Here is a 25242-nt window from a genome sequence, read left to right on the forward strand (position 1 = left end):
AGGCTGGCGAATTTCACCAGTCTGTTTTTAAAAGAAAGGAATTTTAAATATGCGTGTAAGAAATAGACCCGGAGCAGCAGAATATATGGCAAAATATCCACAATATGTGGTAGAAGGTCCTGAAAAATGGCAAGGGAAATGGCAAGAACGTTTTGGCAATAATCATCCCATCCACATTGAAATTGGTTCAGGTAAAGGTCGTTTTATTTATGAAATGGCTAAAGCACATCCTGAAATTAATTATATTGGTATCGATATGCAATTAAGTATTTTATCGATTGCATTAGATAAGCTAGTGGCCGAGCCGTTACCTAATCTACAGTTATTGCGAGTAGACGGCGAAGCATTAACAGAATATTTTGCTGAAAATGAAGTAGATTTAATCTATTTAAATTTTTCAGATCCTTGGCCAAAGAAAAAACATGAAAAACGTCGTTTAACGTATAAAAACTTTTTAGCGACAGATGAAATTATTTTAAAACCAAATGGAGAAATTCATTTTAAAACGGATAATCAAGGGCTCTTCGAATACTCATTAAGTAGCTTTTCTAAATATGGCATGATTATTGAACGTGTATGGCTAGATTTGCATAATAGCGAGTTTGAAGGCAACATTATGACAGAATACGAAGAAAAATTTTCTAGTCGTGGTCAACGAATTTATCGAGTAGAAGCACGTTTTGTTGCAAAATAAAAGAGGTCGGGACAGAACCGTTTAGCTCCGAGAAATAAGAAGAAATTTCCAAAAATTGCTCTTTAATTTTTGGAGAATTTCGGCTTATTTCCGAAGGAGTTGGTTCTGTTCCCGCCGTTTATCAGTTTTTGAGCGTGGAGCAAAAATCCAAAGTGATTTTTGTCCCACGCTTTTTTTATTATTTAAGAAAGCCTAAGTTGTCGTTCTTAGAGCATAGGCATCCAATAAAATTCTTGCCAGAATGGATAGTGGTAACCGTGAACGCACTTCATAATCGGGGAAAAAGGAGCCTTCTGATTTGAAGCCCACGAACGGAATTTCAATATATTTCATTAAACTAGAGTGTTTGCTTGCAGTTAAAAGGATAGTCCCAATTTCTGAGTCGTAACAGTTTTTACCAGCGACAACTAATTCTTGAGTTTCTCCGTTTAAAGAAACAAAAAGAGCCACATCTTTTTTTGATAACTTTTTACTAATATTTTTAATAATTTCTGGGTCCGTATGCAGCTCACAGTATTTGCCAGCCAATTGAAACTTAACCATCATTTCCTGAGCAATTAATTCTGAAAAACCTCTAGCAAAGATAATAATCCGTCGAGAAGCCTTGATTTTTTGGATCGCATCTTCGATATTACCAATTTCAATCATGTTAATCGTACGAGTTACTTCTTCTTCATTCTTTAAAATGGCTGTCCGAATTCCTCGGTCTACTTTTTCTAATGCTGAAAAATTTATATTTTGGTTTTCTTTATCTTTCAAGTGATGCTTGAAGGATGTGAAACCTTCATAGCCTTTCTTTTTCATGGTTCTTACAATCGTCGCAGTTGATACGTTGGCTCGTTCGCTTAATTTTACAATGGAATAATCAGGGATTTCTAAAATATGTGTTTCGATAAAATGCCAGAGATATTGCTCTGACTCACTCAATTTTTGTTCCATAATGGCCAGCCCTTCTTTCTTTCACTAAAAAAACATTTATAAGCCTATTTTTAATGAAAAAAAATAAAAAAGCTAGAGGAATTATGAAATTGTAAATGTTTTCTATATTTTTGCGAAAGAATGAAAACCTTTACATGGCATTTTGAGACATAATAAAGAGGAGAAAGGAGGAACTACAGTGACCATTTATACATGTACATTAAATTTAGCCATTGATTTATTTATCGAAACAGAAGAGCTAGTTCCTTTTGTCGTGAATCGCACGAAGGAAGATGATATTCAAGCAAACGGGAAAGGAGTCAATGTTTCCCTAATTTTAAAGATGTTAGGGATTGATAATACCGCTTTGGGAGTCAAAGCTGGTTTCACTGGGAACTATGTCGAAGATTATTTAAAAGAAAAAGAGATAACCACTGATTTTATCGAAGTCACTGGCACAACGCGAATCAATGTGTTTACAAAAGTTACCCAAGATCAAAAGGAATACAAATTAGTCAATAAAGGACCAAAATTATCTGAAGAACATGTACAACGTTTTTTGAAAAAAATTTCAGAGTTACGTAAAGGGGATTATTTGTGCGTATCAGGAAGTTTACCACAAGGGGTTTCGCCAAGTATTTTGATTGAAATTAGCCGAATTTGTTTTGAAAAGCAGGTGTTCTTAATTTTAGACAGTAGTTATGAAGAAATTTTAGATTGTTTGCCTTATCAACCATTTTTATTGAAACCAAATGAAGAAGAACTTCAAGAGTGGTTTCATACAGAAGTGCAGACTAAGGACGATTACATTTTTTACGGACAAGAATTACTGAAGCGGGGAGCCAAAAATATTTTACTTTCTTTAGGTAGTGAAGGGGCTTTATTTATGAACAATGAAAAGGTTCTTTCAGGTAATTCACCAACTGGAATGGTTGTGAATACAGCTTGTTCAGGGGATGCAATGTTAGGTACCTTTTTAGCTGGCTGGCATCAAGGACTTTCATTGGAAAAAAATTTAAAAAGAAGTATTGCAGCAGGTAGTTCAACAGCATTTCGCAAAGGATTGACAGATTTTTCAGATGTTCAGGAGTTAGAGCAACAAATAAAGATTCAAGAGGAGGAATAAACAGATGGCTACGTATCAATTAATAGCTGCTACAGGTTGTCCGACGGGAATAGCGCACACGTATATGGCACAGGAGGCATTGGAACAAGCTGCGAAACGTAAAGGTATTACGATTAAGGTTGAAACACATGGTCAGATTGGTATAGAAAACGAGTTAACACCTGCAGAAATCCAAGGAGCGGAGGCAGTCATTATTGCCGCCGACAAAGACGTTCAAGCAGAACGTTTTGCTGGGAAACGAATCATTGATGTCCCTGTCAGTGTGGGAATTAAAGAAGCAGATCGCTTAATTGAAGAAGCGCTCGCAGGAAAAGGATCGATTGCGGCCGAAAACCAAGCAGTGGACGAACTTGAACAGGAAACACAAATTTCTTCAGGAAATGTTGGACATAGTATTTATAAAAACTTAATGAATGGCGTCTCTCACATGTTGCCGTTTGTAGTAGCAGGCGGCGTTTTAATTGCTCTTTCTTTTGCTATTTGGGGCATTTATTCATTTGATCCAGAAAGTAGTCAGTATAATGCTACCGCTGCTATGTTAAAAAGTATTGGTGATGCCTCAATGGGCATGATGGTGCCAATCTTATCTGCGTATATCGCAGAGGGGATTGCCAAACGACCTGGTTTGGTTGTGGGCTTTGTCGGTGGTTTGATTGCTAACACTGGTGGTACTGGCTTTTTAGGAGGGATATTATCTGGTTTCCTTGCTGGGTATTTCATTCTTTTATTACAGAGAGTATTTAAAGGTTTGCCTAAATCATTAGATGGTTTAAAAGCAATTTTCCTTTATCCAGTCATTGGCGTTGCAGTTATTGGTATCACTATGTCTTTACTAGCAGATCCGATGAAAGCTGTTAACGAAGGAATGATGAGCTTTTTAGCTAGTTTCCAAAACTCCAGTCCGTTGGTTTTAGGAATAATTGTGGGTTGTATGTGTGCCTTTGATATGGGAGGTCCAGTTAATAAAGCGGCCTATGTTACTGGGACGGCACTCTTAGCTCAAGGAAATACTTCTTTTATGGCAGGAGTTTCTGCTGCCTGCATAGCGCCACCTTTAATTACAGGCTTTGCTACATTATTCTTTGGAAAATACTTTGACACAAATGAACGCAATGCGGGGCTAGTGAACTTTATTTTAGGCTCCACACATATTACAGAAGGCGCTATTCCGTTTGCGGCAAAAGACCCATTAAAGGTTTTACCAATTATGATGCTCGGATCTTCAATTGCGGCAGTCCTAACGTATATGTTTGGGGTACAAGTGCCAGCACCTCATGGAGGATTTCTTGTTTTACCGGTTGTTACTCACGCTGTTCAATGGGTTTTGGCAATTTTAGCTGGTTCATTGGTAGGCGGTTTATTGCTAGGTTTTGTACAAAAAAGTAGAATCGCCAAACAAGAGCAATCGTTATCAAAAAAATGAAATAACAGGAATTAGGAGTGGATGGAATGGCTTTTATTAAAGAAAATCATATTTTTTTAAATCAACAGTTACAAACGCAAGAGGATGTTTTTCACTTTTTAGCAAAAAAATCAACAGAATTGGAAGTTGCTCAGGACGCACAGGAAGTTTTCGATAAACTGAACGAGCGAGAACAAGAAGGAACAACAGGGATGATGAATGGATTTGCGATACCTCATGCAAAAGCAGCAACGATTCAACAAGCGGCCATTATCATCGTTACCTTGGACCAAGGTGTTGAGTGGCAGAGCCTTGACAACCAATTAACGGAGTTTGTGATTGCGCTGTTTATTCCAGATGCCGAAGCTGGCACGACACATTTGAAATTACTCTCTTCCGTTGCGCGCCTCCTATTAAGAGAAGAAGTTACTTCTGGACTGAAACAAGCAAGTTCGCCAGCTGAAATTGCTACGTTACTAAATAATCAATTAGGAGAGGGAACAGAATGAAAAAAATTAGTGAACAAAAACGTAAACATTTAGAAAATCTGGTAGATGATCAAGGGATTATTGGAGCACTAGCCATTGATCAACGTGGGGCCTTAAAACGCATGATGGGAAAATACAAAGAGGTGACTGCGCAAGAAATCAGTGACTTTAAAGTATTAGTATCTCGTTGCTTAACACCAGAGACTTCAGCAATTTTGTTGGATCCAGAATATGGCCTAGCTGCTGCTGAAAATCGAGCACAGACTTCAGGTTTGTTACTTGCGTATGAAAAAACGGGCTACGATGCTTCGACACCAGGACGGTTACCCGATAGTCTTGATGTTTGGTCGGTTAAGCGTTTAAAAGAAGCGGGCGCAGACGCGTGTAAATTTTTACTTTATTACGATGTTGACGAAAGTGAAGCAATCAATGAACGAAAGAAAGCTTATATAGAACGGATTGGTTCAGAGTGTTTAGCCGAAGAAATTCCATTCTTTTTAGAAATTGTCTCTTATGATGCAAACAATTCGGATAGTGCTTCAAAAGAATACGCTAAAGTAAAACCGCACAAAGTAATTGAAGCGATGAAAGAATTTTCAAAGGATCGCTATAATGTTGATGTTTTAAAAGTAGAAGTCCCTGTGAATATGAATTTTGTAGAAGGTTTTGGCACTGAAAGTCTTTATAGCCAAGATGAAGCGCAGGCTTTTTTCAACATGCAAAGTGAAGCAACACAACTTCCATTTATTTTCTTGAGTGCAGGGGTTAGTGCTACGATGTTTCAGGAAACATTGAAATTTGCAAAAAAAGCAGGTTCCTCATTTAATGGAGTCTTATGTGGTCGCGCAACATGGGCAGACGGCGTGCTTCCATTTGTTCAACAAGGTTCTGAAGCAGCCGTTGCGTGGCTTGAAACAACTGGTAAAACAAATGCTGAAGAATTGAATCAGGTTTTAAGAGAGAGCGCAGTATCAGTCTTTGAAAAAATACAGTAATTAAGCTGAAAATATATACTGAATTTGAACTAATTGGTCATCTGAATTAAATTTTTTCAGAAATCGTCTTCTTTAAGTGAACTCAATGTACGCAAACTCAAAAGATATGATATAATTATTTTGATATCGATGTATGAACACCCAAAAAGTAACAGTGCTTTACTTTATTTGGGGAAAGTTGGGGTATTATGGGAATTCCTAAAGAAGGCGAGTTTGTAACCATTCAGAGTTATAAACATGACGGACATTTACATCGAACGTGGCGTGATACGATGGTACTAAAAACGAGCGAGTATTCTTTAATTGGTGTGAACGATCACACGTTAGTAACGGAATCCGACGGACGTCGGTGGGTGACTCGTGAACCAGCCATTGTTTATTTTCACAAGAAATATTGGTTCAATATAATAGCAATGATTAGAGAAAAGGGGGTTTCGTATTACTGCAATCTGGCTTCGCCATATGTTTTAGATGACGAAGCGTTGAAGTATATTGATTATGATTTAGATATCAAGGTTTTTCCAGATGGTGAAAAACGTTTACTAGACGTTGATGAATATGAATTTCATAGCAAACTAATGGATTATCCAGAAGATATTGACTTCATTTTAAAAGAAAATGTCAAGACTTTAGTGGATTGGATTAATAACGAAAAAGGCCCCTTCTCGCCCGAGTATGTAGATATCTGGTATCAACGTTATCAACAGCTATCAAAAAAATAGCCGATGTAAACAGCCCACAAAAGGAGCTTGGAGCATTAGCCAAAATGGCTAATGCTCCAAGCTCTAAATTTTCCGATTTAATTGGTGTTATAGTTCTTTATTCATTTCGTAGTGTTCAATGCCAGCATCCATAAAAGGTGCGCCTGTTTTTTGATAACCTAAACGTTCATAGAAGCCTACAGCGGTGACTTGTGCTCCTAGAGTAATCTTGTGGTAGCCTTGTTCTTTGGCAAAATTTTCCGCCGCTTCCATAATCACTCGTCCATAGTCGGCGCCACGGTAAGCTTTTTCAACGGCCATTCGTTGTAATTTCATAACGCCATTTTCTAGTGGAAGCAAGCGACAAGTTGCGACAGCTACATGATCCGTGTACAAAACAAAGTGAATACAACGTGCTTCATATTCATCGATTTCCATCTCTTCTGGTACCCCTTGTTCCGCTACGAATACGCGTTGACGAAGCCGGACAGCATCTAAATAAAGATCACTCATGGTATCTTTTGTTTGAGCTACATGCATAGAAAAACCCCCAAGTTCAGAATCTGTTTCTATTTTATTATACCACGAAAAAGTTCTAGCAATGAAGTATTCTCAATGACTGAGGGGGGAAGGTGTGATAAAATAAAACAGCAACAATTGAACAAAAATAAAGGAGGAGCCGCTGTGATTAATCGATTTAAAGAATCGAAATTATTTTTCTGGTCAGTTGAATTACTTGTCGTGGCCATGCTATTATTTATTGCTTCGAAAATTAATTTCTTATTTGCACCGATTGGGACATTCTTTTCAACGTTGTTTGCCCCAGTCTTAGTAGCAGGCTTTTTGTATTATTTACTAAATCCTGTGGTCAATCTACTAATGAAGACGAAAATGAAACGAATTTATGCCGTCTTACTGGTATTTTTATTACTAATCATCGCATTAGTTCTGATCTTATTAACAATTATCCCTAAGTTGGCAGATCAGCTAGCTAGTTTAGCATCAAGTATGCCAGATTTCTTTAAACAAGTGGAGACCTGGATTTATGAGATTGCGGAGTTACCTATTTTTAAACAAATTGATTTAACAAGCTATATTGAAAAAATGGATATTTCTTATGCAAATATTATCCAACAATTTTTAAGTAGTTTATCAAGTAGCTTAGGTTCAATCGTATCAACGGTGGCGTCAACCACCATTGTTTTGGTCACTGCGCCATTTATTTTATTTTATATGTTAAAAGATGGAGATAAGCTAGTACCAGCGATTCAACGCTTTTTACCTGAGAAAAGAAAAGATGATATCGTGGATCTTTTAGGACAATTGAACCAAACCTTATCCAGTTATATTAGTGGACAAGCGATTGAATGTTTATTTGTCGGTACATTTACGATTATTGGGTATTCATTGCTTGGCGTTCGTTATGCCTTTTTATTTGGTGTCATTGCCGGCTTTACGAATTTAATTCCCTATTTAGGCCCTTATCTAGGATTAGCGCCCGCTGTCTTAGTGACCATCTTTAATGAACCCGTCAAAGCAGCCTTATGTTGTTTAGTGGTGCTAGTGGTTCAACAATTGGACGGAAATATTATTTATCCAAACGTTATCGGAAAATCTCTAAAAATCCATCCATTAACGATTATTTTAATTTTATTGGTAGCAGGAAATTTAGCAGGTTTGCTAGGTATTTTCCTCGGTGTCCCATTTTACGCAATCTGCCGGACCATTATCTACTATGTTATTGATATGGTCAAAGCGGGTCGTAGTGAAAAAGTTACCAATGCTGTTCTTTTAGGGAATGAAACAAATACGAAAGAAAATAACGGTTAATGATTGAATCCGCTAATCTTTCGTGCTATGATTTTATGGATTAGGATAGAAAATAACCTGTCATAATACTGATTGTGTCTGTTTCTAAACCTAACCATAAAAAGAGGAAGAACGTTAAAAGAGTACGAAAGTACAGCCTCGGAATTATCAACAATTAAGGAGAGAGAGAACATTATGAATAATGCTGACCCTGAGAGTCAGTCGCTAATTGCGCAACTTCTATTATTAGTCGTGTTGACGTTTATCAATGCCTTTTTGGCAGCGGCGGAAATTGCAGTCGTATCTGTTAACAAGAATCGTGTGGAACAAAAAGCGGAAGACGGCGACGCAAAAGCTCAAAAATTGCTTAAGGTATTGCAAGACCCCAATAACTTTTTATCCACAATCCAAGTAGGGATTACTTTGGTTAATATCCTATCTGGTGCTTCATTAGCAGAGACTTTATCTAGTCGTTTGGCCCCTGTATTAGGTGGCGGCGCCGCAGCTAAGAGTCTTGCCAGTATCATTATCTTAGCATTGTTAACGTACGTTTCTATTGTATTTGGTGAATTATACCCTAAACGAATTGCTATGAATAAATCAGAAGAAGTCGCTCAATTGACTTCTGGTGCGGTCCGCTTTTTAGGAGTTATCGCGCGTCCCTTCGTTTGGTTGCTATCGGCTTCGACCGATTTATTATCCAAAATCACACCAATGACTTTCGATGATGCCGATTCGAAGATGACACGAGATGAAATGCGCTACATGCTTGAAACAGAAGGTGTTTTGGAAAACGAAGAACTAGAAATGCTACAAGGTGTCTTTTCATTAGATACAAAAGTGGCACGAGAAGTAATGGTTCCTCGGACAGACGCATTCATGGTTGATATCCAAGATGATGTCCAAGAAAACATCAATTTAATTTTAGGAGAAAATTATTCTCGGATTCCTGTTTATAGTGAAGACAAAGATAAAATTGTTGGTATTTTACATACCAAAACGTTACTAAAAGCTGCACGTAATTTAGGCTTTGAAAACATTGAATTAGGCGCGATTATCCAAGAACCATTATTTGTCCCAGAAACCATTTTTATTGATGATTTACTTTATGAGTTAAAACGAACACAAAACCAAATGGCGATTTTACTAGATGAATATGGCGGTGTTGTCGGTTTAGCAACACTAGAAGATTTACTAGAAGAAATCGTTGGTGAAATTGACGATGAAACAGATGAAGTAGAAAATTTATATACACAAGTGGCTGACAATGAATATTTGGTTCAAGGACGCATGTTAATTGACGAATTTAATGAAGTATTTGAAACAGATTTACACATGAGCGATGTTGATACAATGGCAGGTTACTTAATTACAGCATTAGGAACCATTCCTGATGAAGGGGAAAAACCTTCTTTTGAAGTGGGCAATATTAAGTTAACTGCTGAAGAAATGGAAGGCACACGTTTGCTAGTCTTACGCGTTCATTTCTACGATGAAGAAACTGTCGATGAAGAACCAGAAGAAAATCGTCGTTTTTTCCGTAAAGAAATGGAAGATGACGAACCAAGACGTTAAAAATAACCTGTGACATCAGTCGTTTTGACTAATGTCGCAGGTTTTCCTTTTAAAAAACAGCCAACAGCAGCTCTTTATTCTCAAGGCTTGACATGATATACTAGCAAAGGTTAATCAAAAATTATGCTGAAGAAAATAAATAAATAAACATCACAAGTGATAAGGAGATTTTTATGACGATCAATCAAAAAGAAGCAGTCGATAGTCGCCGTACGTTTGCGATTATTTCCCATCCGGATGCTGGGAAAACAACGATTACTGAACAATTACTATTATTTGGGGGCGCCATCCGCCAAGCTGGAACCGTCAAAGGGAAAAAAACAGGGAACTTTGCCAAATCTGACTGGATGGAAATTGAAAAACAACGGGGAATTTCGGTAACGAGTTCTGTGATGCAATTTGACTATCAAGACAAACGGATTAATATCTTGGACACCCCAGGGCATGAGGATTTCTCAGAGGATACGTATCGGACCTTAATGGCCGTGGATAGTGCTGTGATGGTTATTGATAGTGCCAAAGGGATTGAAGCACAAACGAAAAAACTTTTCCAAGTTGTTAAAAAACGTGGTATTCCAATTTTTACTTTTATTAACAAATTGGACCGTGATGGACGGGAACCATTGGAACTTTTAGAAGAATTGGAAGAACTATTGGATATTGAATCTTATCCAATGAACTGGCCAATTGGTATGGGAAAAGGCCTAGAAGGTCTATACGATATTTATAATGAACGTGTGGAATTATATCGTCCAGAAAATAATGGCGGGGAGCGTTTTATTCCTTTAAAAGATGGCGATATCCCAAGCGATTTACCATTGCACAATAACAGCGTTTATCAACAAGTGTTGGAAGATGTTGAGTTATTGGTAGAAGCAGGCGATGAATTTAGCGAGGAAAAAATCGCTCGTGGTGATCAAACGCCAGTCTTCTTCGGTTCTGCTTTGACAAACTTTGGGGTTCAAACATTTTTAGAAACCTTCTTACAATTTGCGCCTGCGCCACATGCGCATAAAACAGAAGAGGGTGGCGAAGTAAGTCCTTATGAAAAAGAATTTTCAGGCTTTGTCTTTAAAATTCAAGCGAATATGAACCCAGCCCATCGTGATCGAATTGCCTTTGTTCGAATTTGTTCAGGTGTTTTTGAAAGAGGCATGGACGTGACCTTAGGTAGAACAGGTAAAAAAGTCAAATTAAGCAACGTGACACAATTTATGGCGGATGCCCGCGAAAACGTCACAGAAGCTGTTGCAGGCGATATTATCGGCGTGTATGACACAGGAAATTACCAAATTGGCGATACTTTGTATGAAGGGAAAATGAATGTTCAATATGAAGAGTTGCCGTCATTTACCCCTGAATTATTCATGAAAGTGACTGCCAAAAACGTAATGAAACAAAAATCTTTCCATAAAGGAATTTACCAACTGGTTCAAGAAGGAGCCATTCAATTATACAAAACATATTTAACAGAAGAATATATCATTGGCGCCGTAGGTCAATTGCAGTTTGAAGTTTTCCAATACCGAATGTCTAATGAATACAATGCTGAAGTAGTAATGACGCCTATGGGTTCTAAAATTGCCCGCTGGATTAATCCAGAAGATTTAGATGAACGCATGAGCTCTAGCCGAAACATTTTGGCACGGGACCGTTTCGATCAACCTTTGTTCTTATTTGAAAACCAATTTGCGGAACGCTGGTTTGCTGATAAATATCCAGATGTTGAACTGAAAAGTTTGATGTAAAATTAATTTGTAATCAATCAGTAGCTGAATCTTTAGAAGATTGAAGCTCGGCGCAGTCATTCTCAAGATGATTGCGCTGAGCTTTTCTTGTTATAAGGTATTAAAGCAGGCGTGATTGTTTTTTTTGAGATAGAATACTTACTATAACGAACCTATCAAGGAGTGGACAAGAACATGAATTTTTATGGCATCGAGTATTTAAAAAGCCAATCTAATTTAAATGATTACTTAAAGTATTTTTTTATTTTTGCTTTGTTAATCGGGCTAGTCATTGTGTTTAGTTTTTATGTGCGACATCAAATTCAAACGAAATATCGTGAATTAAGTATTATTATTTTTTTATCATTATTATTTGTTTTAGGGGTTCAATATTCCAATTATCAACTGAACCAAAATCAGCATTCACAATCTTCACAAATGGTACATTTTGTCGAACAAGTGGCACAGGAAAAAAAGGTTTCTCCAGAAAAAGTTTATGTCAATGGTACACAATTGGCTGACGGAACCATAGTTAAAATTGACGAAGTGTTTTATAAAATGAGTTTAAGTACGGATCAGCAGTCTTATACGTTACAAGAAACGTATTTATTAACACCAACGATTGAAATCATAAAGTAAAGTGAGGGAAAATTAATGCAGTTTTATAGTCCAATTATTATTAAATTTGCTTTAGGTATTATTTGTTTAATTGTCCAAATTAATTTGATGGGAAAAGGCAACTTGGCGCCCACATCGGCTATGGACCAAGTGCAAAACTATGTATTGGGGGGCATTATTGGTGGTGTTATTTATAATGATTCAATTACGGTGCTCCAATTTGTATTAGTGTTAATTTTGTGGACATTATTAGTCTTAATTTTAAAATTTGCAAAAGAACACAATCGCTATGTGAAGCAAATTGTGGATGGTAAACCCATTACTTTAATCAAGGATGGACAGGTTGTGGTGAAGGAATGTTTGAAAAATGGTATTTCTGCAAATGATCTAATGTTTAAATTACGAGCAAATGGTATTTATGAAGTCCAGCTTGTTAAACGGGCGGTTTTAGAACAAAATGGTCAATTAACAATCGTCGAATATGGCGATGAAAGTATTCGTTATCCGATTATTGTGGACGGTCAAGCCAACATGGATGTCCTAGAGTTAATCAAAAAAGATGAGCACTGGCTATTAACGCAAATCCAAGAACAAGGATTCCAAAGATTACAGGAAATCTATTTAGGTGAGTATTTATCTGGACAGTTAAGTTTATCGCCGTATGAAGAAAAAACGATTTCTTAGCTATACTTTTCATTCTACTTATATTAAAATTAAATGGTAATTCAATGAGTTTTAAAAGGAGGAAAAATGAAAACTAAAAAGATAGTTGTCGGGTTATTTTGTTCAATGATTATTTTAATGGGGTGCCAACCAGATCAACGAACTGAAAAAATGAAAGAAAGTACTGAAGCAGAAGCAGTCCAAGTAACGAGTGGTGCCTCGGCAGCCACTAATGCCACTTCTGTAAAGCAGGAGGAGCAGACAAACACGAATGATCAACCGAAGGAGAGTGCTGCCAAAGTGAGTTATGAGCGTAATGGACATACCTTTGAAGTTGATGCTGTTTCTGGCGCTACAGTAGAAGCTAATAATGGACAATCAGGAATTAGTCCAGAAGAAAAAGCCCAGAAGATGTATTGGTCAGGTCGTCCAGAAATCGGAGAAGTTCAAGGGGATTATTATCATCATGAAGTCGTGTTTGATGGCGGCTATACGGCTTTAATTGATGTCGTTGTTAAGGATCAACAAATTCAGTTAGTGGAATTTGATGAACGTGGACCTAAAAACTATTATTCTGAAGAATGGGCAGGAGTGACAAAACGTTTATCCGGCTATGCAAATTTTCAAGCGAACAACGCCCGAACTGATCAATCGTTAGTGACCATTGTTAATACGATGACTTTTCTAGAAAATCAAATGGTTACTGAAAATCGTCTAGATGGCGCATTCCAGACAGCCAAAGGGCAATCCAATAGCGCTAATAATGGCTATCTTCCTGCTGCTAGGGCTTTAGCCAAGGAAATCAAAGAACCTTCAAAAGAACATTATACAAGTCTAACAGAAGATTTTGGGGAGGGGCTTTCTGGACGTTTAACTGTTATTACGTTAAAAGATTCAGGGAAAATAACCGATCTTCGTTATGATGAATATTTTGCAGATACAGAAGAAGAGATTAAAGACGCAAAACTGAAGGCTTATTCTCGCCAATCAAAATATTTTTCTAAAGATTATGCTCAAAAATCGGGGGAAAATTTCAAAAAAGAAGTGGATGACTTAAGAAAAAAAGCAATCGAGGAAAATAAATTAGTCAGTCCGACAAATGAGGAAGCCTGGTCGGAAAATTATCAAAGGCTTGTAAAAAAAATAACGTCACAATAAATTAAAAAAACTGCCAAAGTGGGGAAACTTCGGCAGTTTTTTTTAGTTTTCCATGAGGGAAACTTTTAATGGAACAGACACTTCGGTCACATGGTTTAACTCAATGATAGAAATTTCATCTGGGTCATAAGCCTCTTTAGGTAATCGTTTTAACAGTTTTGCTAAAATTTCTTTTACTTCTGTCGGACGAATGCGACGATTTTTATTCATAATCAGAACTTCCACATGGTGAGCTGCTTCTGAATAGACAGCGGTCGTGTTTCCTGCTGAGTAGACTTTTACAAAGTAAGCATCCGTGTTTTCCAATTGTTTATTTACTAATTGTTTGTAGCTATTGGTCACATTCACTAATTTCATTTTATCACCTCATTATAGTTGTGTGCTGCAAAAGAGCGTTTCCAATTATGTACAGGAGTTCCAGATTGAATTTTTTCTATGAGGAACAAGTATACGAATATCTTTCTTCTATTATAGTTTTTTTTGATGAAAATAAAAAGTGAAAAGCATAAAAAAATCCGCACGCATTGTTATTAATGCGTGTGGATTTTTGATTATTCTGCTTGGTCAGATGTTGAAGTTTCTGTTTTAGTCACTTCTTGTGCGCCAGTTACGATAATTTTACCTTCGTTATCTAACGTTGCGACTAATTGATGATTTTCAGGATGATCTAGATAGTATTCAGCAATGCCGTCTTCAATTTGTTCTTGAATCGTTCGGCGTAAAGGACGAGCGCCCATTGCAGGATCATAACCTAAATCAACGAGTTTCTCTTTGACTTCTGTTGGAACCTCAATGTGTAATTTTTGTTTAGCTAATAAGCCATTTACTTCTTCTAACATCAAGCTGACAATGTTCATCAGGTTTTCTTTGCTTAATGCTTTGAATTCGATAATACCATCGAAACGGTTAAGGAATTCGGGGGTGAAGAAGTTGTTCAATTGACCTAAAACAGATTTAGTCACACCTTCACGGGCAGCGCCAAAGCCAACGTTGGCTTCCACAGCTCCTGTTCCAGCATTACTTGTCATGATAATGATGGTGTCTTTAAAGCTGACTGTACGACCTTGTGCATCTGTTAAACGGCCATCGTCGAGAATTTGTAAAAACATGTGTAAAACATCAGGATGCGCTTTTTCAATTTCATCCAATAAAATTAAACTATAAGGATTACGACGGACTTTTTCTGTGAGTTGTCCAGCTTCGTCATACCCAACATAGCCTGGAGGAGAACCAATCAGTTTAGAAACACTGTGTTTTTCCATATACTCACTCATATCAAAACGAACCATCGAATCTTCTGAACCGAATAGCTCAAAGGCTAATTGTTTTGCTAATTCTGTTTTACCAACGCCTGTTGGCCCTACAAATAAGAAGGAACCAATTGGACGGTTTTGTTTGCCTAGGCCTACACGATTGCGACGAATCGCTTTAGCTACTTTATCGACAGCATCATCTTGTCCGACAACGTGAGCTTTTAAGTCAACAGCTAAATTTTTCAATTGGGTTTGTTCTTTTTCTTTTAAGTCACCGACAGGAATGCCAGTTTTTTGTTCCACAATGGCTTCAATATCTTTTTCAGTGATGACGGGTGTTTCTTCATCGCTGATTTGTTTTTCTTTCATTGCTTGTAATTTATTGATTTGATCACGATAATAAGCCGCTTTTTCAAAATCTTCTTCTGCGGAAGCTTGTTGTTTTTGTTGTTCCGCTTCTGCTAATTTTTTATCAATTGTTTTTGGATCGACGAGTTGAATAGTTAGATTCATTTTTGAACCAGATTCATCTAACAAGTCAATCGCTTTATCTGGTAAAAAGCGATCTTGAATGTAACGGTTGGATAAGTTTGCTGCTGCGTTAATCGCTTCATCTGTATATTTGACATGATGATAATCTTCATAACGTTTTTGCAGACCATGTAAAATCGTTATGGTTTCGGCAACGGTTGGCTCATCTACTTGGACTGGTTGCATCCGACGTTCTAAGGCAGCGTCTTTTTCAATAATACGGTACTCATTTAAAGTTGTGGCACCGACTAATTGTAATTCACCACGTGCTAAGGCTGGTTTTAAAATATTGCCAGCATCCATATTGCCATCACCAGCAGCACCGGCACCCACAATTTCATGGACTTCATCAATAAATAAAATGACATTTTCAGCTTCAGTGATTTCTTCAATCAATTTTTGCATCCGTTCTTCAAATTGTCCGCGAATACCAGTTCCTTGAACAAGTGAAACCACATCTAAACGAATGACTTCTTTGTCCAATAATTTTTGGGGCACATCGCCATCGACAATTTTTTGGGCTAAACCTTCGACAACGGCTGTTTTACCAACACCTGGTTCACCGATTAAAACGGGGTTGTTTTTTGTACGGCGATTTAAGATTTCAATGACACGCTTAATTTCTTGGTCACGTCCTACCACAGGATCGATATCTCCTTGGCGTGCCGCTTCGGTGATGTTAATCCCATACTCGCCTAGTAAACCTTGACCAGCGCCAGCGCCTCCGCGAGGGGGTTGACCGCCATTACCACCATCACCAAATTGAGTGGGTGGTGTTTGTTGTTCATAAGGATTACCTTGTTGCATTTGGCGAGAAAGAGAGCGATATAAATCGTCTAAACTCCCAAAGCCAAAAGGGTCTTGTCCCATATTTTGAGGGGAATTATTTGCTTGATTTTTTAATTTTTGATAGCAGCTTTGGCAATAGTCCAGTTGTTTTCTTTGACCATTCACATTTGCATATAAATGAATTGTTGCTTCATTTTGTTGACAATTTTGACAAATCATTGAATGAAACACATCCTTTCAAAATAACTGAGGCCAGAAAAATAGTTGTTTGTTCTATTATTTCTAGTAAACAGACCATTTTTCTTCAAACCAGCCAAGTACTAGATAGCAGGAATAAATTCTGTCTATAAAACCACTTGACCATTTTTGACCTTTGAGGTTATTATAGCATTTTTTGTAAGAGAATCAAGTAAAAGACCTTGTTTAAAAAAAGGCAAAGATTCGATTTTTTTACAGACAATTGCGCCATTTTCAAGTAAACTATAAGAGTTGATATTTAAGAGAAAGAGTGGTGAAATCAATGGCTGAAAATCCTTTTGTAGAAAAAATTGCTTCATTAAAAGCTGGAGAAATCTCTGAATTAATCGTGGAGCAAAATGAATTTTTCCAATTTCGTGATGCTTGGATCTCTTTGCCTGACCGCGCGGAAATTGTTGGAGAAGCGGGGTTAAATGGACGAATCATTTATCGTTACCAAAAAGAGGAAGAATAGTCAGTGCAAAACATCACGAAATTTAAGCAAAAAGTGTTGTGTAAGATAGAAAAAAATGGTAATCTTAGAAACTGAAAGGGTCTTTTTTCGAGTAGACGTTTGATTTTAGCGTATCAAGAAAGGAAAACCCTAACATAAAAATTTTTTATTTACGAAGGAGACCGATTTATATGGAAAAGAAAGAATTTCACATTGTAGCAGAAACAGGAATTCACGCACGTCCAGCTACTTTATTAGTACAAACTGCAAGCAAATTTAACTCAGATATTAACTTAGAATACAAAGGTAAATCTGTTAACTTAAAATCAATCATGGGCGTTATGTCTTTAGGCGTTGGTCAAGGTTCTGACGTAACAATCACTGTTGATGGTGCTGACGAAGCTGAAGGAATGGCAGCAATCGTTGAAACATTACAAAAAGAAGGATTGGCTGAATAATGTCTGAGATGCTAAAAGGGATTGCCGCAAGTGATGGCGTTGCTGTTGCTAAAGCTTACCTGCTAGTTCAACCTGACTTGTCTTTCAACAAAACTTCCGTAGAAGATACTGATGCAGAAGCAACTCGCTTAGACGATGCTTTAGCAAAATCTACTGAAGAGTTGCAAGCAATTCGCGACAAAGCAGCTCAAAGCCTTGGTGAAGCAGAAGCGCAAGTTTTCGATGCTCATTTAATGGTTTTATCTGACCCAGAAATGGTTGGTCAAATCAAACAAAATATCCAAGACAACAAAGTCAATGCAGAAGCTGCCTTGAAAGAAGTTACGGATATGTATATTGGTATGTTTGAAGCAATGGACGATAATGCTTACATGCAAGAGCGTGCAGCAGATATTCGTGACGTTGCCAAACGTATCTTAGCACATTTATTAGGTGTGACTCTTCCAAATCCTTCAATGATTAACGAAGAAGTAATCGTGGTTGCCCATGACTTAACACCTAGTGATACTGCACAATTAGACCGTACGTATGTTAAAGCCTTTGTTACAGACATCGGCGGACGTACTTCTCACTCAGCAATCATGGCTCGTTCGTTAGAAATCCCTGCAATCGTTGGTACAAAAGAAATTACTGACAAAGTAAAAGCAGGCGATATTTTAGCAGTGAACGGAATCATTGGGGATGTTATTATTGACCCAACAGATGCTGAAAAATCTGAATTTGAAGCAGAAGCAAAAGCTTATGCAGATCAAAAAGCAGAATGGGATAAACTAAAAAATGCAGAAACAGTGACAGCTGACGGCAAACATGTTGAGTTAGCTGCAAACATTGGTACACCAAAAGATTTAGAAGGCGTACACAAAAACGGCGGCGAAGCTGTTGGTTTATATCGTACAGAATTCTTATACATGGATTCATCTGACTTTCCAACTGAAGAGGACCAATACCAAGCGTATAAAGCAGTTCTTGAAGGAATGGAAGGAAAACCAGTTGTGGTTCGTACAATGGATATTGGTGGGGACAAAGAGCTTCCTTACCTAACATTACCACACGAAATGAACCCATTCTTAGGTTACCGTGCATTACGTATTAGCTTATCAGAACTAGGTGACGGCATGTTCCGTACACAAATGCGTGCATTATTACGTGCGTCTGTTCATGGTAACTTACGTATCATGTTCCCAATGGTTGCTACTTTGAAAGAATTTAGAGCAGCGAAAGCAATCTTTGAAGACGAAAAACAAAAATTAGTCAACGAAGGTGTTGAAGTTTCAAACGATATCCAAGTAGGTATTATGATTGAAATTCCAGCAGCTGCCGTATTAGCTGATAAATTTGCCAAAGAAGTAGACTTCTTTAGTGTTGGAACCAACGACTTAATCCAATACACAATGGCTGCAGACCGTATGAACGAACGCGTTTCTTACTTATACCAACCATACAACCCATCAATCTTACGTTTAATTAAAAATGTAATTGATGCAGCACACGCTGAAGGTAAATGGGCTGGTATGTGTGGTGAAATGGCGGGCGATCAAACAGCTGTTCCATTACTATTGGGTATGGGCTTAGATGAGTTCTCAATGAGTGCTACATCTATCCTTAAAACACGTAGCTTGATGAAACGTCTAGACACAACTAAAATGGCTGAACTTGCTGACCGCGCATTAAAAGAATGCGACACGATGGAAGAAGTCGTTGCATTAGTTGAAGAATATACAAAATAATTAAGCGATTATGAAAGCACATCGACAATTGTCGATGTGCTTTTTTATTGTTGCGCTTCACGTATTTTTTTCTTGAAATAATAAATCGTGCTTCCCAAAATGAATAGAAAAACCAGCGTGATGCTACTCACCAGTTTCCAAGGGAAATTGGTGTGTTTTTCAGGTGGGAGGTTGACGGCAGTAGCATTGTATTTTTTAGCTTCTTTTTCTTGGATGACTAAGTGTTTTTCCCACGAATAGTCTTGATAGCCATCGTTTGCTTTGATTTTTACAGTATAATTTCCAGGAACAAAAGGTTGTTCCTTTAAGTCAATCCGATAATTAAAATTTGTATTAGGGGCCATTGTTAACGACTCTTGGTGATTTTCGTAGCGAGGTTTAGCTTCTTTTTCATAATATAAAGAGGCATCGACTTGTAATTTTTTAATCATAGCCGCTTGTTTGTTTTGGAGATTCATTAATACGCGGTTACGACCGTTAGCTTGATCGGTTTTTACTTCATTTAAAGATAATTCTGGCTGGACAGGTTCATCTGTTTCACTAAGTAAGACGCCGACTACATAAGAAAAACGATTATTGATGGCCACACCGTTTTCTGAGTGAGCAGGTTGTTCATCTGACTTTTGTTCAAAGTAGAGTCCTCCTAAAACATACCCATTAAATGGTTTTTCCGGTAAAGTAAGTTGGCATTCAACAGTCTTGGTTGAGTGTTTAGGTAGGTAGATTTCTTTTGGTAATTGCGCAATCTCATTAAAGGTAAAAGGTGCAGACGGATCTTTTTTTGTTTCAGCATGAGAATAATCTGCTAAGCCATTATCATTAGTAATCGCTGCATTGGCTGAAGCTAGCACGGTAATGTCGTTGGCTGTTTGATTCGTTAGTTCGATTTGTAGCTTTTGTGTTTGGTTTGGAGCGACACGTAGATCAAAATAACTTGTCTCTTTGGTTCGTTGATTGTCGGGTAAAATGGCTTTTACAGAAAAAGTCATTTCGCTTGCTTCTACAGAATAAGAGCCAATAAAAAATAAAAAAATGATGACGCTAACAGCATGAAGCCATTTAAAAAGCTGCTGATTCATAGTGCGCACTCCTTTTTGACAATTTTTTATAAGAAGGTATTGCATGAAGTTGTTTCATGCAATACCTTGTTTGTTTTCTTTTAAAGTGGTGTATCATCCAAAATCCAAGTAAGCGTTGTTTTATATTGTTTAGCTGCAACTTTTTTCGTTGTCGCAGGAACAGTTAATTGAATGCCTTGAGCAGCGGTCGCTCCGCTACCAAAAGCTAATGTCCAAGTGCCCATTCCTGTTGAAAGAGCGGCAGTCGCCACAGGAGAAGTGGCGGCACCAGTTGGATCCAAGGTTACTGGGACCGTTAATGGCGCCAAAGAAAGTAACTGTGTTGAATTGGGTGTTGCTGCTAAAAAGGTCAAGGATGCATTATCCAAAACAGCGGGTGTTGAATCACTTGTAGCAAATTGCGCACTCTGTTTAACTGATAATTTCCAGCCAAGATTTAGACCACGTTTGTCAGTTACTTGAACATAGTTTGGCACGCTAATTAAATCGCCAGTACTATTTTGTACTTGGTCCAGTTGTGCCGAATAGATTGCTGTTCCGGCTTGAATTTGTTTTGATCCAAAATGGATATTTGAAACATAGTCAATACTAAGGGGTCCGGCTGTACCAGGTTGATGAGGATCAGCAGGATTAGGTGTCACAGGCTGAGAAGGGTTCGTCGGATTGACAGGTGGCGTGAAAGTATTATCAAGAGCAAACGTAATATCAGCGTTGGATTGAATAGAAGCGACTTGAGCTGCTTCAACTTTTGGACTATTTAAAAGCATAAGAGGCGTAGCAACGAACAAAATGCTTGAAATGCGCACGATCTTTTTCATTTTTTATTCCTTCTTTCTTGTTTATTTTTAACTTTTAAAAAAGCTAAATCCTAATTAGAGGGGTGTATCAGAAAGAATCCATTGTAATTCGGCAGTGTAAGATTCTTTGACCGTTAAGTTAAGGTCAGGAGCAACGCTTAAAAAAAGTCCATTTTGTTGGTTCCAAGGAATTTCTACATTGTTATCGTCCGTTGCGGTGTATTGATAAACTTCGGTTGCTAAAGAGGAGATAGGGAAATCACTGCCATTTTTTCGATAAATGAAAGCTTGCTGGATCGTTTTATTTGTAGAAGTTGAATGCATGGGCTGACTCTCTCTTACCAACAAATGCCATGGGGTTTTTGCAACACGACCATCGGCAATGAGGAAAGGAGCGCTGATGGTCGATGGTGAGTATATGGTTCGTTTGCTGGGAAAAGGTAAATTTTTAAAGGAAACTGTAGTTGGCATCTGCACAAAACGGAGGGTACCGTTTTTGATAGGTAAAGACTGTTCCTTAGTGATTGGCGTAATTGGCGTTCCGCCACCATCATTGCCAGTAACCGTGCTAGAAAATAAAAGAAATTGGTTTATCCATTCTTCTGTAACCGTTGCTGTATATTGTAAGGTGAATTGTGTATTGGCTTCCGTAAAATTATCTGCTGGCAGCGAATTGTGATAACTCCAATACGGCAAACCAGTGGAACTATCAGTTAAAAGTTGAAGCCCAGCTATTGGCGTACTTAAACCTGCTGCTGATTGTTTTGTTAATGTAGCAGCTGAAAGTTGGGACAGTCCTTTAGGCACCGTTGCTCGTAATTGCTGATTCATCCACGTTGCTGGTTGATTGGTTAAACGTGTGGTTAACGTAAAACGAATGATTTGACCACTTACGACAGAGTTTGCAGCTTCCCAGAGCCCTTGTACATTTTTCCGCTCAATGGTTTGCGTGACCGTTAGTTGAGGCTCAGGATAAGCAACTGTTTGAGAAACAGTAGAACTGGTTAGCAAAGGCAGGCCAGTGCGATTGCTGAGACCTTGGACCCACAAGCTGACCGTTTCTCCCCCTTGGAAAGTGGGTAAATTAGCAAATTGAAAATGGCCATTGGAATCTAAGGACGTTGTGAAAATAGAACCACCATTTATTTGTACTTTAACTTGATAGGTTCCGTTAGATGCTTGAGAAGCTTTACCTGAAAGTTGAGTTGAGCCAGCATTGGCGACTACGTTTGTGACTGGTTGGATTGACCAATTGACACTTTGGTCAGCTGAGGGGCTGCTTTGAATATAGTCGGTTGACGTTTTGGAACGAGCAAAGACAATTGTAGAGAGCGTGTCGCCATATTCTAATGGTGAAGCTAACGATGTCGAGAAATTTCCGGCTGCATCAACAGAAATTCCCTTCACCACTATGGGGGTAGTGGTTCCATCATGGCGGTTCAAGGTTAATTGAACAGAGTAGTTATAGTTTGGGTCTTGTACTTGTTGAATGGTCCCTGTTACAGTAGTGTCCAGATGATTTGGTTGAGTTAGTTTGGCTGGTGTGACTTGAGGAACGGGATAATTACCTAAACTAAGTTGAGCTTTGCTAATTATGCCTGTTTTTGTATTATTCCCAATAATAATATTAATTGCGCCTAATCCAGTGCCGACATCTGTAAAGGTTCCTCGAATCGGATAGTCTTTGCCGTTAAGAGCAGGAGGGATTGAAATTCCTCGTTTATAAAGTGCGCCGACATCAAACGAAATGGCGGCAGACCATTTGGTTCCGGGAAGTAACACCAAGGTGCTACTTGGAAAAGTCAGATAAACAGAATGATAAGTGCTACTATAAGAGAGGCTGACGCCGTTAGTTGAACTGTGAATATCTTGAGTGGCTGTTCCTGGATAACTGACAGTCCCTGTTAAAAGAGTCAGAAAATCTTGTTGCTTTAGAGTGTCGTTATCTAACTGGCTTGAAATTTCTGTAGGAAGTTGAATAGCAATAATCGGTCGATCATTAATTGCTAAGCCGATAAGTGTCACACTGTATTCATACGAAAGTGTGATAATATCTTGGTTATACGTTCCCGTGCTTAAGGTACTTTTTAAGGTGCTATTACCAACAGAAACACTAGCTGGCGTAGGTGCCATAGGTTCATCGTTTTCAGAGGAAGCATGGGTTTGCTCGGTTTCTTGTTCCACGATATCGGTTGCTTGAGTTGTTTGTTGTTCTGTTGAAACTGAAGTAAATGTTTCACTAAAAGTAGAGGCGTGAGTTGTAGGGTTCAGTGTTTCAGAATGAGCTATCAAAGGTTGAGTCAGCGATAAAAAAAGCCATGATATGATGCAAGAAAAGATTCCCCAGACAAACTTATTCAAAACCATCCTCTCCTTTTTTGATATTATATGTATAATGACGGAAATATATAATGAGTAAATATTGAGTACATACATTCTATAATGGGCCATTCATAAAGTAAAGCGATTACATCCGATGGTGAACAAGATATTTTGTTCACAATCTTTTAGTATTTTAAGAAGGAAATTTCTCGAAATTCTATGCTTTTTTAATCCGAAAAAATTAAAAAACTGATAGTTTGCTAAAAATCGAGTCTTTCTTTCACTTCTTAGCACTTAAAATATTTACATTTTCCTAGGGATAGTGTACTATTTAAAGGTATGCATAAATAAAGTTTGATGTATAAAATTAAATGTTATTCGGAGGGAAACAAATGTCTGCGAAATGGGAAAAAAAAGGCACTAATGATGGTGTATTAACTTTTTCAATCGAACAAGCAGTAATCGAAAAAGGATTAACGCAAGCGTTCAATAAAGTGAAAAAAAACTTAAACGTACCTGGTTTCCGTAAAGGAAAAGTATCACGTACTGTTTTTAACCGTATGTATGGAGAAGAAGCGTTATACGAAGATGCGTTAAACGCTGTTTTACCAGAAGCATATGAAGCGGCTGTATTAGAAGCAGGAATTGAACCAGTAGCACAACCAAAAATTGATGTTGAAAGCATGAATAAAGGGGAAGACTGGGTTATCACTGCTGAAGTAACTGTAAAACCTGAAGTAAAATTAGGCGAATACAAAAACTTAACAGTGTCTAAACAAGACCGTGAAGTAACAGATGAAGACGTGGAAGCACGTTTGAAACGCGAACAAGAATCTCAAGCTGAATTAGTAATCAAAGAAGATGCCGCTGCTGAAAATGGCGACACTGTAGTTATCGACTTTGAAGGCTTCTTAGGCGACGAAGCATTTGAAGGCGGCAAAGGCGAAAATTACTCATTAGAATTAGGTTCTAATTCATTTATTCCAGGCTTTGAAGACCAATTAGTTGGCAAAAAAGCTGGCGAAGAAGTAGAAGTAAATGTTACTTTCCCTGAAGATTATCAAGCAGAAGATTTAGCTGGTAAAGAAGCAGTCTTCAAAGTAACTGTTCATGAAGTAAAAGCAAAAGAATTACCAGAATTGGATGATGAATTTGCAAAAGACGTTGACGATTCAGTAGAATCATTAGACGAATTAAAAGAAAAATTCCGTAAAGAATTGACAGAAGCAAAAGAAGCAGCAGCTGAAGAAGCAAAAGACGAAGAAGCAATTCGTTTAGCTGTTGAAAATGCTGAAATCGTTGAATTACCACACGTAATGGTTCACGACGAAGTTCACCGTTCAATGGATGAATTCTTAAACAACATGCAACGCCAAGGAATTTCTCCTGAAATGTACTACCAATTAACTGGTTCTACAGAAGAAGATTTACACAAACAATTTGAAGGCGAAGCAGAAACACGCACAAAAACAAACTTAGTGATTGAAGCAGTTGCCAAAGCTGAAAACATCGAAGTAACACAAGAAGACATCGATGCTGAAGTGAAAGATTTAGCAGAACAATACAACATGCCTGAAGCGCAAGTACGTAAAGTATTAAACAACGACATGTTAGAACACGATATTCGTATGAAACGTGCTGTTGAAACAATTACTGAAACAGCTGTTGAAAAATAAACATTTTTAATAAGCTCTTCATTCGATAGAGTTTTCTAAAACTGT

The 25242-nt window shown here is 37.8% G+C and carries 23 protein-coding genes; 16 read left to right on the forward strand and 7 right to left on the reverse strand.

All coding sequences use genetic code 11. The annotated features are described in order from the left end of the window. Positions 1-49 precede the first annotated feature (49 nt). A complete protein-coding gene (trmB, locus tag IGJ90_RS02310; protein WP_002355532.1) occupies positions 50-694 on the forward strand; it encodes a tRNA (guanosine(46)-N7)-methyltransferase TrmB in 645 nt (214 codons plus the stop codon). 192 nt (positions 695-886) lie between these two features. Here trmB and IGJ90_RS02315 read toward each other — a convergent pair whose 3' ends face one another. Beyond that, a complete protein-coding gene (locus tag IGJ90_RS02315) occupies positions 887-1633 on the reverse strand; it encodes a MurR/RpiR family transcriptional regulator (protein ID WP_002363162.1) in 747 nt (248 codons plus the stop codon). A 178-nt stretch (positions 1634-1811) separates the two neighbouring features. Here IGJ90_RS02315 and pfkB point away from each other — a divergent pair, with 178 nt between their 5' ends. The 5 genes from pfkB (at position 1812) to bph (ending at position 6345) form a co-directional block, all read left to right on the forward strand. Next, a complete protein-coding gene (pfkB, locus tag IGJ90_RS02320) occupies positions 1812-2738 on the forward strand; it encodes a 1-phosphofructokinase (RefSeq protein ID WP_002366165.1) in 927 nt (308 codons plus the stop codon). Between the two features lie 4 nt (positions 2739-2742). After that, positions 2743-4161: a PTS fructose transporter subunit IIC gene (locus IGJ90_RS02325; RefSeq protein ID WP_002355535.1), complete on the forward strand. Its 1419-nt coding sequence runs from the start codon at positions 2743-2745 to the stop codon at positions 4159-4161. A gap of 26 nt (positions 4162-4187) precedes the next feature. Further along, complete coding sequence (locus tag IGJ90_RS02330) at positions 4188-4649, forward strand: fructose PTS transporter subunit IIA (RefSeq protein ID WP_002358680.1); 462 nt, start codon at positions 4188-4190, stop codon at positions 4647-4649. Continuing rightward, positions 4646-5623, forward strand: coding sequence for a tagatose-bisphosphate aldolase (gene lacD, locus IGJ90_RS02335; RefSeq protein WP_002366166.1), 978 nt, complete (start codon positions 4646-4648; stop codon positions 5621-5623). The genes IGJ90_RS02330 and lacD overlap by 4 nt, the downstream gene beginning before the upstream one ends. Positions 5624-5811: 188 nt before the next feature. After that, on the forward strand, positions 5812-6345 hold the full coding sequence (gene bph / locus IGJ90_RS02340; RefSeq protein WP_002355538.1) for a biofilm phosphatase Bph: 534 nt from the start codon (positions 5812-5814) through the stop codon (positions 6343-6345). Between the two features lie 87 nt (positions 6346-6432). Here bph and IGJ90_RS02345 read toward each other — a convergent pair whose 3' ends face one another. Further along, positions 6433-6864: a GNAT family N-acetyltransferase gene (locus IGJ90_RS02345; RefSeq protein ID WP_002358682.1), complete on the reverse strand. Its 432-nt coding sequence runs from the start codon at positions 6862-6864 to the stop codon at positions 6433-6435. A gap of 75 nt (positions 6865-6939) precedes the next feature. Between IGJ90_RS02345 and IGJ90_RS02350 the strand changes: the two genes are divergently transcribed. From IGJ90_RS02350 to IGJ90_RS02375, 6 genes are all read left to right on the forward strand, one after another. After that, positions 6940-8154, forward strand: coding sequence for an AI-2E family transporter (locus IGJ90_RS02350; protein WP_002384914.1), 1215 nt, complete (start codon positions 6940-6942; stop codon positions 8152-8154). Between the two features lie 174 nt (positions 8155-8328). After that, positions 8329-9708 (forward strand): hemolysin family protein, encoded by a 1380-nt coding sequence (locus IGJ90_RS02355; protein ID WP_002363168.1) that lies wholly within the window; start codon positions 8329-8331, stop codon positions 9706-9708. Between the two features lie 173 nt (positions 9709-9881). Continuing rightward, positions 9882-11456 (forward strand): peptide chain release factor 3, encoded by a 1575-nt coding sequence (locus IGJ90_RS02360; RefSeq protein WP_002355543.1) that lies wholly within the window; start codon positions 9882-9884, stop codon positions 11454-11456. Between the two features lie 174 nt (positions 11457-11630). After that, positions 11631-12074: a DUF3290 domain-containing protein gene (locus IGJ90_RS02365; RefSeq protein WP_002355544.1), complete on the forward strand. Its 444-nt coding sequence runs from the start codon at positions 11631-11633 to the stop codon at positions 12072-12074. Positions 12075-12089: 15 nt separating this feature from the next. Then, on the forward strand, positions 12090-12737 hold the full coding sequence (locus IGJ90_RS02370; RefSeq protein WP_002355545.1) for a DUF421 domain-containing protein: 648 nt from the start codon (positions 12090-12092) through the stop codon (positions 12735-12737). Positions 12738-12803: 66 nt separating this feature from the next. Further along, positions 12804-13874 carry a hypothetical protein gene (locus IGJ90_RS02375; RefSeq protein ID WP_002366168.1) on the forward strand — a complete coding sequence of 357 codons (1071 nt, stop codon included), beginning with the start codon at positions 12804-12806 and terminating at the stop codon, positions 13872-13874. Between the two features lie 42 nt (positions 13875-13916). On the opposite strand, the gene IGJ90_RS02380 is transcribed toward IGJ90_RS02375, so the two are convergent. Together IGJ90_RS02380 and IGJ90_RS02385 are read right to left on the reverse strand one after the other, a co-directional pair. Further along, positions 13917-14231: a DUF1827 family protein gene (locus IGJ90_RS02380; protein ID WP_002355547.1), complete on the reverse strand. Its 315-nt coding sequence runs from the start codon at positions 14229-14231 to the stop codon at positions 13917-13919. Between the two features lie 194 nt (positions 14232-14425). Then, entirely contained in the window at positions 14426-16666 is a 2241-nt protein-coding gene (locus tag IGJ90_RS02385) for an ATP-dependent Clp protease ATP-binding subunit (RefSeq protein ID WP_010816332.1), read from the reverse strand. A 301-nt stretch (positions 16667-16967) separates the two neighbouring features. Between IGJ90_RS02385 and IGJ90_RS02390 the strand changes: the two genes are divergently transcribed. The 3 genes from IGJ90_RS02390 (at position 16968) to ptsP (ending at position 19323) form a co-directional block, all read left to right on the forward strand. Next, positions 16968-17159, forward strand: a complete 192-nt coding sequence (locus tag IGJ90_RS02390; RefSeq protein ID WP_002366170.1) for a hypothetical protein — start codon at positions 16968-16970, stop codon at positions 17157-17159. A 170-nt stretch (positions 17160-17329) separates the two neighbouring features. After that, the gene (locus tag IGJ90_RS02395; RefSeq protein ID WP_002355551.1) at positions 17330-17596 is read left to right on the forward strand and encodes a phosphocarrier protein HPr; all 267 of its coding nucleotides are present in this window, start codon (positions 17330-17332) and stop codon (positions 17594-17596) included. Beyond that, positions 17596-19323 carry a phosphoenolpyruvate--protein phosphotransferase gene (gene ptsP, locus IGJ90_RS02400; RefSeq protein WP_002361251.1) on the forward strand — a complete coding sequence of 576 codons (1728 nt, stop codon included), beginning with the start codon at positions 17596-17598 and terminating at the stop codon, positions 19321-19323. Before IGJ90_RS02395 ends, ptsP begins: the two co-directional genes overlap by 1 nt. A 44-nt stretch (positions 19324-19367) precedes the next feature. Here ptsP and IGJ90_RS02405 read toward each other — a convergent pair whose 3' ends face one another. The 3 genes from IGJ90_RS02405 to IGJ90_RS02415 are packed head-to-tail and all read right to left on the reverse strand — an operon-like array spanning position 19368 to position 23650. Continuing rightward, entirely contained in the window at positions 19368-20447 is a 1080-nt protein-coding gene (locus IGJ90_RS02405; RefSeq protein ID WP_025186545.1) for a DUF916 and DUF3324 domain-containing protein, read from the reverse strand. Positions 20448-20482: 35 nt separating this feature from the next. Next, positions 20483-21220 carry a WxL domain-containing protein gene (locus IGJ90_RS02410; protein ID WP_025186546.1) on the reverse strand — a complete coding sequence of 246 codons (738 nt, stop codon included), beginning with the start codon at positions 21218-21220 and terminating at the stop codon, positions 20483-20485. Positions 21221-21274: 54 nt separating this feature from the next. Further along, positions 21275-23650 carry a hypothetical protein gene (locus IGJ90_RS02415; RefSeq protein WP_163326382.1) on the reverse strand — a complete coding sequence of 792 codons (2376 nt, stop codon included), beginning with the start codon at positions 23648-23650 and terminating at the stop codon, positions 21275-21277. Between the two features lie 263 nt (positions 23651-23913). Between IGJ90_RS02415 and tig the strand changes: the two genes are divergently transcribed. Beyond that, complete coding sequence (gene tig, locus IGJ90_RS02420; RefSeq protein ID WP_002355556.1) at positions 23914-25197, forward strand: trigger factor; 1284 nt, start codon at positions 23914-23916, stop codon at positions 25195-25197. Positions 25198-25242: the final 45 nt, after the last annotated feature.

The sequence above is a fragment of the Enterococcus sp. AZ129 genome (genome assembly GCF_051714505.1).
Classification (GTDB): domain Bacteria; phylum Bacillota; class Bacilli; order Lactobacillales; family Enterococcaceae; genus Enterococcus; species Enterococcus faecalis.

What these genes read in the sequence shown, in the direction of transcription:
- IGJ90_RS02315 (WP_002363162.1), bottom strand. Translation starts at nt 1,633, where the DNA reads ATGGAACAAAAATTGAGTGAGTCAGAGCAATATCTCTGGCATTTTATC.
- lacD (WP_002366166.1), top strand. Translation starts at nt 4,646, where the DNA reads ATGAAAAAAATTAGTGAACAAAAACGTAAACATTTAGAAAATCTGGTA.
- IGJ90_RS02360 (WP_002355543.1), top strand. Translation starts at nt 9,882, where the DNA reads ATGACGATCAATCAAAAAGAAGCAGTCGATAGTCGCCGTACGTTTGCG.
- IGJ90_RS02375 (WP_002366168.1), top strand. Translation starts at nt 12,804, where the DNA reads ATGAAAACTAAAAAGATAGTTGTCGGGTTATTTTGTTCAATGATTATT.
- tig (WP_002355556.1), top strand. Translation starts at nt 23,914, where the DNA reads ATGTCTGCGAAATGGGAAAAAAAAGGCACTAATGATGGTGTATTAACT.
- trmB (WP_002355532.1), top strand. Translation starts at nt 50, where the DNA reads ATGCGTGTAAGAAATAGACCCGGAGCAGCAGAATATATGGCAAAATAT.
- IGJ90_RS02370 (WP_002355545.1), top strand. Translation starts at nt 12,090, where the DNA reads ATGCAGTTTTATAGTCCAATTATTATTAAATTTGCTTTAGGTATTATT.
- IGJ90_RS02330 (WP_002358680.1), top strand. Translation starts at nt 4,188, where the DNA reads ATGGCTTTTATTAAAGAAAATCATATTTTTTTAAATCAACAGTTACAA.
- IGJ90_RS02345 (WP_002358682.1), bottom strand. Translation starts at nt 6,864, where the DNA reads ATGCATGTAGCTCAAACAAAAGATACCATGAGTGATCTTTATTTAGAT.
- IGJ90_RS02395 (WP_002355551.1), top strand. Translation starts at nt 17,330, where the DNA reads ATGGAAAAGAAAGAATTTCACATTGTAGCAGAAACAGGAATTCACGCA.
- IGJ90_RS02410 (WP_025186546.1), bottom strand. Translation starts at nt 21,220, where the DNA reads ATGAAAAAGATCGTGCGCATTTCAAGCATTTTGTTCGTTGCTACGCCT.
- IGJ90_RS02350 (WP_002384914.1), top strand. Translation starts at nt 6,940, where the DNA reads ATGACTGAGGGGGGAAGGTGTGATAAAATAAAACAGCAACAATTGAAC.
- IGJ90_RS02405 (WP_025186545.1), bottom strand. Translation starts at nt 20,447, where the DNA reads ATGCAATACCTTCTTATAAAAAATTGTCAAAAAGGAGTGCGCACTATG.
- IGJ90_RS02325 (WP_002355535.1), top strand. Translation starts at nt 2,743, where the DNA reads ATGGCTACGTATCAATTAATAGCTGCTACAGGTTGTCCGACGGGAATA.
- ptsP (WP_002361251.1), top strand. Translation starts at nt 17,596, where the DNA reads ATGTCTGAGATGCTAAAAGGGATTGCCGCAAGTGATGGCGTTGCTGTT.
- IGJ90_RS02380 (WP_002355547.1), bottom strand. Translation starts at nt 14,231, where the DNA reads ATGAAATTAGTGAATGTGACCAATAGCTACAAACAATTAGTAAATAAA.
- IGJ90_RS02365 (WP_002355544.1), top strand. Translation starts at nt 11,631, where the DNA reads ATGAATTTTTATGGCATCGAGTATTTAAAAAGCCAATCTAATTTAAAT.
- IGJ90_RS02355 (WP_002363168.1), top strand. Translation starts at nt 8,329, where the DNA reads ATGAATAATGCTGACCCTGAGAGTCAGTCGCTAATTGCGCAACTTCTA.
- IGJ90_RS02385 (WP_010816332.1), bottom strand. Translation starts at nt 16,666, where the DNA reads ATGATTTGTCAAAATTGTCAACAAAATGAAGCAACAATTCATTTATAT.
- bph (WP_002355538.1), top strand. Translation starts at nt 5,812, where the DNA reads ATGGGAATTCCTAAAGAAGGCGAGTTTGTAACCATTCAGAGTTATAAA.
- IGJ90_RS02415 (WP_163326382.1), bottom strand. Translation starts at nt 23,650, where the DNA reads ATGGCCCATTATAGAATGTATGTACTCAATATTTACTCATTATATATT.
- IGJ90_RS02390 (WP_002366170.1), top strand. Translation starts at nt 16,968, where the DNA reads ATGGCTGAAAATCCTTTTGTAGAAAAAATTGCTTCATTAAAAGCTGGA.